The organism is Pseudomonas sp. s4 (genome assembly GCF_046764235.1).
Classification (GTDB): Bacteria; Pseudomonadota; Gammaproteobacteria; order Pseudomonadales; family Pseudomonadaceae; genus Aquipseudomonas; species Aquipseudomonas asiatica.
The window spans coordinates 4,351,037-4,363,438 of sequence record NZ_CP177209.1; the positions used below are offsets into that span (position 1 = coordinate 4,351,037).

The following is a 12,402-nucleotide window of genomic DNA, read 5'->3' on the forward strand; positions in this document are numbered from 1 at the left end:
CTTTGAAACTGGCGCGCCATCCAGGGAGGATCGCCTTTGCGAAGACTGCTGGCCCTGTTGCTGCTGTGGAGCACCTACAACCAGGCTGAACAGCCCGTGGTGCGTTTTTCTGTCGCCGAGAGCTGGAGCATGCCGCTGGTGCGCATCGAAGGCGACCAGCCGGTGGAAGGCATGCTGTACGACCTGATGCAGGCCTTGGCCAAGGAAGTGGGCATCCGCCCTGAATACCACGTCATGGCCCGCCTGCGCCTGCAGGAGGCGATGAACAGCGGTGATATCGATGTGCGCTGCTATGTCAGCACCCAGTGGTTCAATGACCGGCCAGGGGATTTTGTCTGGAGCATTCCACTGCTGCACCAGCGAGACCTGCTGGTAGGGCGCGCTGGCGATAGTACTCCGCTGCCCCCGGAGCAATTGCCTGCCCAGGCCATCGGTACGGTGCTTGGCTACACCTATTCGACCTTGCAACCGCTGCTCGCCCAGGGTCGCCTGCACCGCGAGGACAGCCGCAGCCAGTTGCTGGTACTGCAGAAGCTGCAAGCCGGGCGCTATCGGCATGCGGTAAGCAACCAGCTGTCGTTGCAGTGGTTCAACCAGGGCCTGCCCACCGAACAGCAATTGCAAGCGCTGGCAGTACTGGAAGAACAGGACCTGGGGTGCATGGTACGCAATGACCCGTCGATACCGACCCAAAGGCTGCTGCGGGCGCTGGTGCGAATGAAGCAGTCGGGGGAGATCGAGCGGATTGTGCAGCGGTATGGGGGGACGGGCAACCAAGAACCCATGTCTGTGGCTCGCCCCTGAGCCACGCATACCTGATGAAAGACAAACCCGCCCGAAAATTGCACGCCCGCTGTGGGAGCGGGTTCACCCGCGAACACCGGCAAAGCCGGTGCCATCCATCGCGTCGCGTTCTTCGCGGGTAAACCCGCTCCCACAGGGTTAATTGATATCCCTGCTATCTCTACTTACTCCAAGGCCGACTTCACTGGCTTCTACGCTCAACTGCCAGTGCCACAGCATCCGCCTGCCCCCAGGCAATCTGCATGGCCCGTAACCCGTGCTCCAGCAACTGCCGCGTCTCCTCGTCCTGGATACGCTCCAGCGCCCGCCGGCTGTCGCTATAGGCAAACATCAGATAGTGGGTGACATTCATCAACGCGAACTCCATCGGCACGATGCCTTCGCTGATCGCGCGGGAAAGGGATTTACCTTGGGGAAGCTCGAAAACGTGGGGTGGATCGGGGATCAGTTTTTTCATGACAGCTCCGTGTTGGCTGTGTTGTCCCCTTCCGCTTCCACGCATTAGGGTGGCAACTGTACGCGGGGTGGAAGACCAGGTACACGGTAGACCCGGCAGGTACGAATACCTCCCGCGCACAGCCGCCATAAATGACAACCGTCCCGTGTACTGCCCAGGCTTCCACACCCGATCGCTGAACCGACAGCGACCGCAAAAGCCTAGTGGGCGGTGATTCCCGGGACAATCAGACGGGAGTCGACGGAGTGCGTAGGATATTTCGACACCTCCTACAGAAAAAGCGGGAAATTGCCCTGACCGTTGTAGGAAGCATCCTGAAAGCAGATCGCATTCCTGCTACCGATTGCTCGTCTTGAGGAATGTCGCTCTCACACAGCCGCAACCAAACCCGCACTCAAGAACATCCCAACGCCAAACACAGAATGCGTGGCCAGGCTCTTCAAGCAGTTGCGCGCAGGCGTCGGCGTCCTCGACGCAAAGAACCCCGCGCCCATCGCCGGCTGCATGAAGCACAAAGGCGCCACGACCGTCACCACACCGACAACCAGCGCGGGCAACAATGTCGGTGCCAGCAACCAGCCCTCCCCCACGATCATGACCAGCAGCATCGCGAACAGCACGCCGATGGCGTAATGAATCCCCCACCCCAACGCCAGCTCATGCCGCACCGGTTCCGCCTTGGCAATCGCCTGGTGCCGCACACGCCCGTGCAGCAAATGCCCCGCCCAACGCCCGACCATGGCGAAGTTCAGCGTGGCGACACCCATTCGCCTAAGCAGCAGCCCCCACAAGTCCATCACCATCGTGGCACCGATACCAATCGGCAAGGCAGCGGAAAACATCGCAGTAAAGGTCATTGAACAAGCCCTCCAAGATTGACGGTCATCACCATGCCGCGCAGCATAGAAGTTGAAGTCAACTTCAAGTCAAGGGCCCGAAATGGACATTGCCGACGTCGCCAAGCGCACAGGCGTACCCGCCTCGACGCTGCGCTACTACGAGAAGAAAGGCCTGCTCAAGTCACTCGCCGGGCCTGGCCAGCGGCGGCAGTTCGCAGCCGATGTTGCAGACCGGCTGGCGCTGATCGCCCTGGGCCAGGCTGCGGGGTTTTCGCTGGATGAAGTGGGGGCGATGCTGGTGGACCTGCAGGTCGACCGGCAGATGCTGATCGCCAAGGCCGACGAACTGGATGCACGGATCAGGCGCTTGCAGGCGATGAGCAAGGGCCTGCGGCATGCGGCGCAGTGCCCTGAGGAAGATCACCTGGAATGCCCGAAATTCCAGCGGCTGATGAAGCTGTCGGCGGCAGGGCATGGGAAAAAACAGGGCAGTTCAACAGTTGCCTTTAAGCGGCCAGGATAAAACCACCATCTGGATGCATCATCATCTGAATAGAGTAATGGCAATACGATATCAATACGCCACTACTCAGTGTAGAGTTACGCGCCTCCGCGCCCAGCCGTGCGCCGAGAACAGTACTCACACTCAGGAAATGTTGCATGTCCACAATTCGAAATCTGACCGCTGCCGCACTGATAGCGCTGACCACTGGTTGTGCTACCGGCCTCAATTCGGCCCAAGAGTCGGAACTTGCCAGCTATCGCGCCAGAAACCTCGCGGTTGAAGAAAAAAGCCCAGGGCTTGCTGCCGGCCTTGGCCTGCTTCCAGGTGGCGGCTCGTTCTATGGTCGTGCATATGGCTTTGGCGTGGTGAACCTGCTGTTCTGGCCGCTTTCCATTCTGTGGGACCCGGTGAGTGGGCATGACGCTGCAGAGATGATCAACTACCAAGCCACCAAAGCCCATGTTGCAACGCTGAAAAAGCACGACATGGACGAACTCGATGCCAAGCTGGAATCCGACTCGATCGACCTCAAGCGCTACACGCTCGACAAACGCAGAATCGATGAGAAATACAACCTGTAAAGGCATCTGCCGCACAGCGCGACGCTCGGCCTTTCAATAGTTGAAGCCATACACGATGTATGGCTTTCGTCTTGCACTACCGGCATCTCACTCAAGGATTATTAAAGTGACCTACTTCCGTGTGTTTCTGGTCTCGGTATTTATTGCCCTTTGCACAGGGTGCGCTTCGCCTGCTCAAATCTCCGGAATGTCCGTGGCATCCGACCAGACCGATGCGCAGTTTTACGATCAACGCCTGCATCGCAATATTCAGGTAACCGAAGTAAATGGCGGAGACGCCACCAACCCGCTCTGGACTTCGGAAATCGACGGCCCGGACTTTGGCGCTGCACTCAAACAATCACTTGCCAGTGCTGACCTGCTTGGCGAAGCACCAGCCGCCTACACCCTGCGCGCCAACCTGCTACGCGTCGACCAACCCATTTTTGGCCTGGACTTCGAAGTTACCTGCGAGGCTGAATATACGTTGACCGAGTCCGCTACAAACACCGTAATTTTCCGAGAGATCATCAGGACGCCCTTTACCGCTGGCGTTGGCGACTCCGTTATCGCGATCAAGCGCCTGCGCCTGGCCAATGAAGGTTCGGCACGCACAAATATCAACACGCTGCTGAAGCGCCTGAAGGAACTCAAACTTGAGACCAGACAGGTTTCTTTGAAGTAATGAACGCCTGCTGATAGCGGCTTTCGATGCGGGTAGGACGACAGCGCCTACTCCGCTGCATCGGCGCGGTCGCGGCAGGACTGGCGGCCAAACCAGAGCGAAGTTGGGTAAAGCGAGAAATCCTTGAGAATTCAAGGACCTGAAATGGAGGCGGCCCCACCAGCCACACCCCGGCACTCGATGTTCCCGCTATGGCTGCTCCCTTCCGGGCCTGACCAGGTTAACGGGTAATCAATGCGGGGGGACCGATGGGGCCACCACTACAAGGCTCGCTGAACAGCGAGTGGCGCCATTGTACCGGTCTTGGGGGCAGATACAACCTCTGGAGGAGAAAAAGTCATCATTTCTCAATGACTTGTCCGGGCCGGGGTGGCCTGGAGCTGCCAATTCGCGGGTGAACCCGCTCCTACAGGGTTAGCGCTGACAGCAAGACCAGCGCAGGACTTGTGGGAGCGGGCGTGCCGAGGCGTCGAACCGCCGCGAAGCAGGCGCCGCGGTGGATGGCACGGGCTTCGCCCGTGTTCGCGGGCATGCCCGCTCCCACAAGGACTGTGCAAGCAGCAACATCTGCCATTGGCCTGCTAGACAGCGATGCCCTGCTCGCCCAGGAAGGTGACGAAGGCATCTTCATCAAGCACCTTCACGCCCAACTCACTGGCCTTGGCCAGCTTGGACCCCGCCCCCGGCCCCGCCACCACGCAGTGGGTCTTGCCGGATACCGAACCCGCCACCTTGGCCCCCAGGCTTTCCAGCTTTTCCTTGGCGATGTCGCGGCTCATGCGCTCCAGGGTGCCGGTCAGCACCCAGGTCTGGCCAGCCAGCGGCAAGCCTTCGGCCACTTTCTTCTCGCTGCTCCAGTGCATGCCGAACGCCAGCAACTGTGCCTCGATGTCCCGGGCCAGCTTCTGGTTGGCTTCATCCTTGAAGAACTCGCGCACGGCTTCGGCCTGCTTGGCCGCCAGGGCCTGACGCAGGTCGATACCGTCGGCGGCGATGATCTTGTCCAGGCTGTCTAGCTTGGCCACCAGCTTCTCGGCACCGGTCGGGCCAACGGAGGCGATGTCGAGTTTGGCGATCATGCCGGCCAGGGTGGTGCTGGCGGCGAATTCGGCAGCCAGCTCGCCTTCGTCCTGCAGTTGCATGCCGCTGTCGAGCAGCTGCTTGATGACCTTGCGGTTGTGCTCGTCCTCGAAGAAGTTGTGGATCTCGTACGCCACCTCCAGGCCGATGTCCGGCAGGTAGGTGAGCACCTGCGGCAGCGCTTGCTGCACGCGCGCCAGGCTGCCCAGCGAGCGGGCCAGCACCTTGGCGGTCTCCTCGCCTACGTCCGGGATACCCAGGGCGTAGATGAAGCGCGCCAGGCCCGGGCGCTTGCTGGCTTCGATGGCATCCAGCAGCTTCTTGCTGGACACTTCGGCAAAGCCTTCCAGGCCGACGACCTGGTCGAATTCCAGCTTGTACAGGTCGGCCGGCGAGCCGATCAGGCCTTCGTCCACCAGTTGCTCGACGCTCTTCTCGCCCAGGCCGTCGATGTCCATGGCGCGGCGCGACACGTAGTGGATGATTGCCTGCTTGAGCTGGGCGCCACAGGCCAGGCGACCGACGCAGCGGTACACCGCCCCCTCGCTGGTTGTTTCCTTGCCCTTGCTACGCTTGACCAACTGGGTACGCTCGACCTGCGAGCCGCATACCGGGCACTCACTCGGCACCTGCACCGGGCGCGCATCTTCCGGGCGGCGCTCCAGCACCACCTGCATCACCTGCGGAATCACGTCACCGGCGCGGCGGATGATCACCGTGTCGCCAATGCGCAGGCCCAGGCGGGCGATTTCGTCCATGTTGTGCAGGGTGGCGTTGGACACGGTCACACCGGCCACCTTGACCGGCTTAAGGCGCGCCACAGGCGTTACCGCGCCGGTGCGGCCGACCTGGAACTCGACATCCAGCACCTCGGTCAGCTCCTCCATGGCCGGGAACTTGTGGGCAATCGCCCAGCGCGGCTCACGAGCACGGAAGCCCAGTTCGCGCTGGGCGGCCAGGCTGTTGACCTTGAACACCACGCCGTCGATTTCGTAGGGCAGGCTGTTGCGTCGCTCGCCGATGTCGCGGTAGTAGGCCAGGCATTCTTCGATACCGGCGGCATGCTTGAGTTCGCGGCTGATCGGCAACCCCCACGCCTTGAGCTGTTCGAGGATGCCGATGTGGCTGTCGCCAATGCTCGCAGACACCTGGCCGACGCCATAGCAACAGAACTCCAACGGCCGGCTGGCGGTGATTTTCGAGTCCAGCTGACGCAGGCTGCCGGCTGCGGCGTTGCGCGGGTTGGCGAAAGTCTTGCCACCGGCTTCGGCCTGGGCGGCGTTGAGCCGGTCGAAACCGGCCTTGCTCATGTACACCTCGCCGCGCACCTCCAGCACCGCAGGCCATCCCTCGCCTTGCAGCCTGAGCGGGATGTTGCGCACGGTGCGTACGTTGGCACTGATGTCTTCGCCGGTGGTGCCGTCGCCACGGGTGGCGCCCTGTACGAGCAGACCGTCGCGGTACAGCAAGCTCACGGCCAGGCCGTCGAGCTTGGGCTCGCAGCTGTAGTCGACCGCACCGGGCTGGTCGAGGCCGTCTACCACGCGGCGGCCGAACTCACGCAGGTCGGCTTCTTCGAAAGCGTTGCCCAGGCTGAGCATGGGCACTTCGTGGCGGACCTGGCTGAACGCGGCCAGGGCTGCGCCACCGACGCGCTGGGTGGGCGAGTCGGGGGTTACCAGGTGCGGGCATTCGGCTTCAAGCGCCTTGAGCTCGTTGAACAGGCGGTCGTATTCGGCATCGGGCACACTGGGCTCATCGAGCACGTAGTAGCGGTAGTTGTGCTGGTCGAGCTCGGCACGCAGTTCGTGGATACGGGTTTCGGCGGTCATGGAATTTGTCTTCTCTTGCAAAGCAAAAGAGCAGCCTGGGGGTGGTGCCGGGGGTTTGAGGTATTTATTGCCTGTGCCGGCCTCTTCGCGGGTAAACCCGCTCCTACAGGGACACCACAAACCTCAAGGGCTGTGGTGTCCCTGTAGGAGCGGGTTTACCCGCGAAGAGGCCGGAACAGGCGATAACAACACCCGAACCGACCAGCACGCCCTGAGGCTGCTCTTTCGTCTGGATCTGTCAGCGCTTCTGGGTCAGCGCACGGCGCTCGAACTCGACGATGCGCTGGCGATAGTGCTCGATGGTCTGGGCGGTCAGCACGCTGCGCTGGTCGTCCTTGAGCTCACCGTTCAGTTCGTGCGCCAGCTTGCGTGCCGCAGCCACCATCACGTCGAAGGCCTGCTTCGGATGACGCGGGCCCGGCAGGCCGAGGAAGAAGCTCACCGCGCGGGTGCTGAAGTGGTCGATGTCGTCCAGGTCGAACACGCCGGGCTTGACGGCGTTGGCCATGGAGAACAGCACCTCGCCGTGACCGGCCATGCTCTCGTGACGGTGGAAGATGTCCATTTCGCCGAAGCGCAGGCCGCTTTCCAGAATGTTCTGCAGCAGCGCCGGGCCCTTGAAGCCACCCTCGTCGCGGGAGATGACACTGATCACCAGCACTTCCTCGGCCGGCGGCAGCTCCTTGACGCTGCTGCTGGCAGGCGCAGCACCGTTGCTGCGGGTATTTTCCGCGGCAAAGTCGTCATCGCTGTCGGCAAACAGGTCGGGCTCGCGTGGCTCGGCGCTGAGGTTCAGGTCGCCCTGCTGTGCATCCGCAGCAGCGGTGGCGCGCTTGCCGCGCTTGGCAGCCTTGGCCGGCTTGGGCTCGCGCTCGCGATCACGCGCAGAAGCACTGAGCGACGGCAGGTCGCTTTCGTCCAGCTCAGGCTCCTTGTGGGTATCCAGCACCCGCGACGGGCCAAGCACTTCGGCATTGCCCTCTTCGTCCGGCAGGTTGGAATAACTGCGATCCAGACGGAATTTCAACTTGCCTTTCCCGCCGCGCATGCGGCGCCAGCCGTCGAAAAGAATCCCGGCAATGACAATGATGCCGATGACGATCAGCCACTCGCGCAGACCGATTTCCATGTAATCCCGTGCCTCTATAAAAATATGCTTGAAAACAAAGGGTTCAAAGCCCTTTAACACGTGGCGCCAACTCTATGTTCTGACAGGCGTTTTACCCACGCAAAAAACGAGTGACATTAAGCTAGCACGACCAAAGACAACTTTACACCGTCTGTCGCACATGGCGGGGGCATTTCGCTACGGAATATGCCCTTATCGTCGAGCATCAGGCATCGACCATGGCCATGGCCTCCTCCACGTCGACGGCAACCAGACGTGAACAGCCCGGTTCATGCATGGTCACCCCCATCAACTGATCCGCCATCTCCATGGCAATCTTGTTATGGGTGATGTAAATGAACTGCACGCTTTCACTCATTTCCTTGACCAGACGGGCGTAGCGCCCGACGTTGGCATCGTCCAGCGGCGCGTCGACTTCGTCGAGCATGCAGAACGGTGCGGGGTTCAACTTGAAGATGGCAAACACCAGCGCCAATGCGGTCAGTGCCTTCTCGCCGCCGGACAGCAGATGGATGGTGCTGTTCTTCTTGCCCGGTGGCCGCGCCATGATCGTTACCCCTGTATCGAGTAGATCTTCGCCCGTCAGTTCCAGATAAGCGCTGCCACCACCGAAAACTTTTGGGAAAAGTGCCTGTAATCCGGCATTTATCTGATCAAAGGTATCCTTGAAGCGGTTGCGGGTTTCCTTGTCGATCTTGCGAATGACGTTTTCCAGGGTCTCCAGGGCTTCGACCAGGTCGGCGTCCTGGGCGTCCAGGTAGCGCTTGCGCTCGGACTGCTGCTCGTACTCTTCGATGGCCGCCAGGTTGATCGCCCCCAGGCGCTGGATACGCGCCTCGAGCTGCTCCAGCTCCTGTTCGGTACCCTGCTCGCTGGCCTCGGCCTCGAGAGTGGCGAGCACACCTTGCAGGTCGTAGCCATCGGCCAGCAACTGCTCCTGCAAGGTCTTGCGCCGCACATCCAGGCCTTGGCACTCCAGGCGCAGCTGCTCCAGCTGGCCACGCAGCAATTGGGCCTGCTGCTCGGCCTGGGTACGACGCTTTTCGGCGTTACGCAGTTCGCGGTCGGCTTCGTCCATGTGCAGGCGGGCCTGGCGCATTTCCTCGTCGACGCTCATGCGCTGCTCCAACAGCTCTTCCAGCTTCAGGCGCAGTTCTTCCTGCGGGGCCTCGCCCTCTTCCAGGTTCAGGCTCAGTTGCTCCTGGCGCTCGATCAGGCGCGCGGCCTGCTGCTCCAGGCGCTCCAGTGCCTGCCGGGTGGAGTCGTGCTGGGCACGCAGCGAGCCCAGGCGGACAGCCAGCTGGTGGGCGTGATCCTTGTGCTGGCGGGCCTCCTGGCGCACGCGATCGAGGCTTTCGCGCAAAGTGTCGCGGCGGGCCATCAACTGCTCGCGCTGCTCGGTGTCCTGGGCCATCAGCTCCAGGGCCTCCTGCAGCAGCAGGCGGGCTTCGCCCAGTTGCTCATGTTCCAGAGCGCGCTGTTCTTCCAGTTCGGCCAGCTCTTCCTGCAGGCGCCGGCGGCGCAGTTCGACCTGCTCGGCACGTGCGCGGCCAGCCGACAGGTTGGCCTTCAGCTCGCCATGCAGGCGGCTTTCTTCCTGGGTGCGACGGCGCAGTTGTTCACGCTGTTCTTCAAGGTCCAGCTGCTGCTCGCGCAGGGCCTGCAGTTGCTGTTCCAACTGCTCCAGCGCCGCTTCCTGCTCCAGTTGCTCCTGGCCGAGGCGCTCGATCTCCTGGCCGCGTGCCAGCACGCCGCCTTCGGCTTCGCCGCCACGGCGCACCCGCAGGAAGTGTCGGCCAACCCAGTAGCCATCGCGGCTGACCAGGCTCTGGCCTTCACCGAGCGACGCGCGCTGTGCCAGCGCCTGGGCAAGGTCTTCCACGGGTTTGACGTGGCCTAGCCAGGGCGACAGGTCGACACGGCCTTCGACCTTTTCCAGCAGGCTACCAGGCAGCGACGAGCCGGTACCGCTCGCCAGCAGCAAGCGCAACTCGCCCTGCTCCAGGCCGGCAAAATCGAGGTTACCGAGGTCGTCCACCAGTACAGCCTGCAGGTCGGCGCCAAGCACGGTTTCTACCGCAAGCTCCCAGCCCGGCTCAACCCGCAACCCTTCAGCCAGCCGCGGCCGTTGCGCCAGGCCTTGGCCCTGCAGCCAGTCCGCAGCACCTGCACCCGGCTCCAGGGTAGCCTGCTGCAAGGCTTCGAGCGAGGCCAGGCGGCCTCCCAGGCGTTGCAGGTCGCCCTGCGCCTGCTGTTGGGCCTGGGTGGCCTGCTGCAGTTGTTCACGCGCGCCTTCCAGGCGCTCGACCACCTGCTCTTCGGACAACTGCAACTCTTCCAGCAACATTTCGCTACTGGCCAGCTGCTCGGCCAGTTCGAGCATGGCCGCATCCTGCGGGTCGCTGCCCAGCAGCTCGCGCTCCTCGCCCAGCTTGCGTTGGCGCTCGGCCTGGCGTTCCAGGCTGGCTTCCAGCTGCTGCAGACGCGCCTGCTGCACTTCGGCCTGGCGGCGCGGCTCGGCGGAACGGCTGTTGAAGCTGTCCCACTGTTCCTGCCAGCCGTGCATGCCCAGCTCGGCCTCTTCAAGGGCAGCGGCGGCTTCTTCGGCAGCGGCCAGGGTCATTTCCTGCTCGGGTTCGAGCATTGCCAGCTCTTCGCCCAAGGTAGCCAGCAGGGTGCGGTCGTGCCCGAGGTGCGACTCGGTCTCCAGGCGCGTGCGCTCGGCTTCCTTGAAGTCATCCTGCAACTGGCGCAGGCGCTGCTGGCCGTGCTGGATGCTCTGCTCGACCCGGGCGATGTCACCGGCCACCGAGTAGAAGCGGCCCTGCACCTGGTTGAAGCGCTCGGACAATTCGTGATGGCCATCGCGCAAGCGCTCGATGCTGGCATCGGCATTGCGCTGCTCGGCCACCAGCGCCTCATGGGACACATCCTGGTCGCCGATCACCGCCTCGCGCTGGCGCACCCGTTCGTCCAGATCACGCCAGCGCAAGGCCGACAGGCGCGCCTTCAACTGGCGTTCCTGGGCTTTGTATTCCCGGTACTTCTCGGCTGCCTGGGCCTGGCGGTGCAGGCGCTCCAGCTGGCGTTCCAGCTCTTCGCGCAGGTCGGTCAGGCGCGCCAGGTTTTCCTGGGTGCGGCGGATGCGGCTCTCGGTTTCCCGGCGGCGTTCCTTGTACTTGGAAATACCGGCGGCTTCCTCGATGAAGTTGCGCAGCTCCTCGGGCTTGGCCTCGATCAGCTTGGAGATCATGCCTTGCTCGATGATCGAGTAGCTGCGAGGCCCCAGGCCGGTGCCGAGGAAGATGTCGGTGATATCGCGCCGGCGGCACTTGGTACCGTTGAGGTAGTAGCTGTTCTGCCCGTCGCGGGTGACCTTGCGGCGGATCGAGATCTCGGCGTAGGCGGCGTATTCGCCGACCAGGGTGGTTTCGCTGTTGTCGAACACCAGCTCGATGCTGGCCTGGCTGACCGGCTTGCGGCCACTGGAGCCGTTGAAGATGACATCGGTCATCGACTCGCCGCGCAGGTTCTTCGCCGAACTTTCGCCCATCACCCAGCGCACGGCATCGATGATGTTGGACTTGCCACAGCCGTTGGGGCCGACCACGGCCGCCATGTTGCTGGGGAAGTTGACCGTGGTCGGGTCGACGAACGACTTGAACCCGGCCAGGCGAATGCACTTCAGGCGCATCGGTCAGCCTCGGGCCAACGCCGCCAGCACCAGTTCGCAGCTGCGCTGGCCATAGGCGGTGAGCACCTCGCGAATGCGCGGCAGGTCACGGGCGATCACGGCGTCGAGCAGGCGGGCGAACAGGTCCAGGTAATCGATCATGTTGGCCTGGCGCTGGTCCAGCGACAGGTAGTAGGCACGGCTCATCGCCGGCTGCAGGTTTTCCACGGTTTCCTGCAGGAAAGGGTTGTCAGCGAACGGATAGGCCGCCCGCATGACCGCGAAGCTGTCGGCGACGAAGGCCTTGATGTCCAGCTGGTCATGGGCTCGCTGCAGGCGCTGCTGGATCTCCAGGAACGGGCGCAGGTCGGCATCGGTGCGCCATTTTTGCGCAACCGCGTTACCCAGCAGGATGTAGAACTCGCCCATCAGTGCACACAGGCTGCGCACACTGCGCTCGTCGAGCTCGGTCACATGGGCACCCCGGCGCGGCAGGATCGCCACCAGGTGGCGGCGTTCGAGGATCAGCAGCGCCTCGCGCACCGAGCCGCGGCTGACGTTGAGTGCCTGGGTGACCTTCTGCTCCTGGATACGCTCGCCTGGCGCCAGCTCGCCACGGATGATGCGTTCGGCCAGGTAATCGGCAATCTGCTCGGAGAGGCTGTCCGGGGCCTTGAACGTCATGGTTTTCCTTCAAAATCATTGAACTGGGCACAAGGAGCGGATTGTAGCGTACTTGGCCGCTGATCGCGCAGAGGGGCCTGGCGGTTTATTTGACCTGCAAGGCAACCACACGCCCGGCGCGTTCTATGCTTGGAATATGGGCAATGTGTGCGGC

General features: G+C 62.7%; 10 protein-coding genes and 1 other RNA gene. 4 read left to right on the top strand and 7 right to left on the bottom strand.

From position 1 onward, the window contains the following. Window positions 1–36 precede the first annotated feature (36 nt). A complete protein-coding gene (locus ACK56M_RS20180) occupies window positions 37–804 on the top strand; it encodes a substrate-binding periplasmic protein (RefSeq protein ID WP_411958957.1) in 768 nt (255 codons plus the stop codon). A 181-nt stretch (window positions 805–985) separates the two neighbouring features. Here ACK56M_RS20180 and ACK56M_RS20185 read toward each other — a convergent pair whose 3' ends face one another. Beyond that, window positions 986–1,261: a hypothetical protein gene (locus tag ACK56M_RS20185; protein ID WP_411958958.1), complete on the bottom strand. Its 276-nt coding sequence runs from the start codon at window positions 1,259–1,261 to the stop codon at window positions 986–988. Between the two features lie 368 nt (window positions 1,262–1,629). Continuing rightward, complete coding sequence (locus tag ACK56M_RS20190) at window positions 1,630–2,118, bottom strand: DUF2938 domain-containing protein (RefSeq protein ID WP_085664012.1); 489 nt, start codon at window positions 2,116–2,118, stop codon at window positions 1,630–1,632. 82 nt (window positions 2,119–2,200) lie between these two features. Between ACK56M_RS20190 and ACK56M_RS20195 the strand changes: the two genes are divergently transcribed. From ACK56M_RS20195 to ACK56M_RS20205, 3 genes are all read left to right on the top strand, one after another. Further along, window positions 2,201–2,623, top strand: coding sequence for a helix-turn-helix domain-containing protein (locus tag ACK56M_RS20195; protein ID WP_061551050.1), 423 nt, complete (start codon window positions 2,201–2,203; stop codon window positions 2,621–2,623). A 137-nt stretch (window positions 2,624–2,760) separates the two neighbouring features. Continuing rightward, entirely contained in the window at window positions 2,761–3,186 is a 426-nt protein-coding gene (locus ACK56M_RS20200) for a hypothetical protein (protein ID WP_015271150.1), read from the top strand. A 106-nt stretch (window positions 3,187–3,292) separates the two neighbouring features. Then, entirely contained in the window at window positions 3,293–3,850 is a 558-nt protein-coding gene (locus ACK56M_RS20205) for a hypothetical protein (protein WP_223997978.1), read from the top strand. A gap of 154 nt (window positions 3,851–4,004) precedes the next feature. Here the strand turns inward: ACK56M_RS20205 and ffs are convergent. The 5 genes from ffs to ACK56M_RS20230 form a co-directional block, all read right to left on the bottom strand. Then, window positions 4,005–4,101: signal recognition particle sRNA small type (gene ffs, locus ACK56M_RS20210), an RNA gene on the bottom strand. A gap of 330 nt (window positions 4,102–4,431) precedes the next feature. Next, the gene (ligA, locus tag ACK56M_RS20215) at window positions 4,432–6,762 is read right to left on the bottom strand and encodes an NAD-dependent DNA ligase LigA (RefSeq protein WP_411958959.1); all 2,331 of its coding nucleotides are present in this window, start codon (window positions 6,760–6,762) and stop codon (window positions 4,432–4,434) included. 238 nt (window positions 6,763–7,000) lie between these two features. Then, complete coding sequence (gene zipA, locus ACK56M_RS20220) at window positions 7,001–7,891, bottom strand: cell division protein ZipA (RefSeq protein ID WP_015271153.1); 891 nt, start codon at window positions 7,889–7,891, stop codon at window positions 7,001–7,003. A gap of 205 nt (window positions 7,892–8,096) precedes the next feature. Then, a complete protein-coding gene (gene smc, locus ACK56M_RS20225) occupies window positions 8,097–11,585 on the bottom strand; it encodes a chromosome segregation protein SMC (RefSeq protein WP_411958960.1) in 3,489 nt (1,162 codons plus the stop codon). Between the two features lie 3 nt (window positions 11,586–11,588). Continuing rightward, entirely contained in the window at window positions 11,589–12,248 is a 660-nt protein-coding gene (locus tag ACK56M_RS20230) for a GntR family transcriptional regulator (protein ID WP_015271155.1), read from the bottom strand. Window positions 12,249–12,402: the final 154 nt, after the last annotated feature.

Bases quoted from the DNA above. Each gene is read 5' to 3' on its own strand.
- ACK56M_RS20185 (WP_411958958.1), bottom strand. From the start codon at position 1,261: ATGAAAAAACTGATCCCCGATCCACCCCACGTTTTCGAGCTTCCCCAA.
- ACK56M_RS20190 (WP_085664012.1), bottom strand. From the start codon at position 2,118: ATGACCTTTACTGCGATGTTTTCCGCTGCCTTGCCGATTGGTATCGGT.
- ACK56M_RS20195 (WP_061551050.1), top strand. From the start codon at position 2,201: ATGGACATTGCCGACGTCGCCAAGCGCACAGGCGTACCCGCCTCGACG.
- ACK56M_RS20200 (WP_015271150.1), top strand. From the start codon at position 2,761: ATGTCCACAATTCGAAATCTGACCGCTGCCGCACTGATAGCGCTGACC.
- ligA (WP_411958959.1), bottom strand. From the start codon at position 6,762: ATGACCGCCGAAACCCGTATCCACGAACTGCGTGCCGAGCTCGACCAG.
- zipA (WP_015271153.1), bottom strand. From the start codon at position 7,891: ATGGAAATCGGTCTGCGCGAGTGGCTGATCGTCATCGGCATCATTGTC.
- smc (WP_411958960.1), bottom strand. From the start codon at position 11,585: ATGCGCCTGAAGTGCATTCGCCTGGCCGGGTTCAAGTCGTTCGTCGAC.
- ACK56M_RS20230 (WP_015271155.1), bottom strand. From the start codon at position 12,248: ATGACGTTCAAGGCCCCGGACAGCCTCTCCGAGCAGATTGCCGATTAC.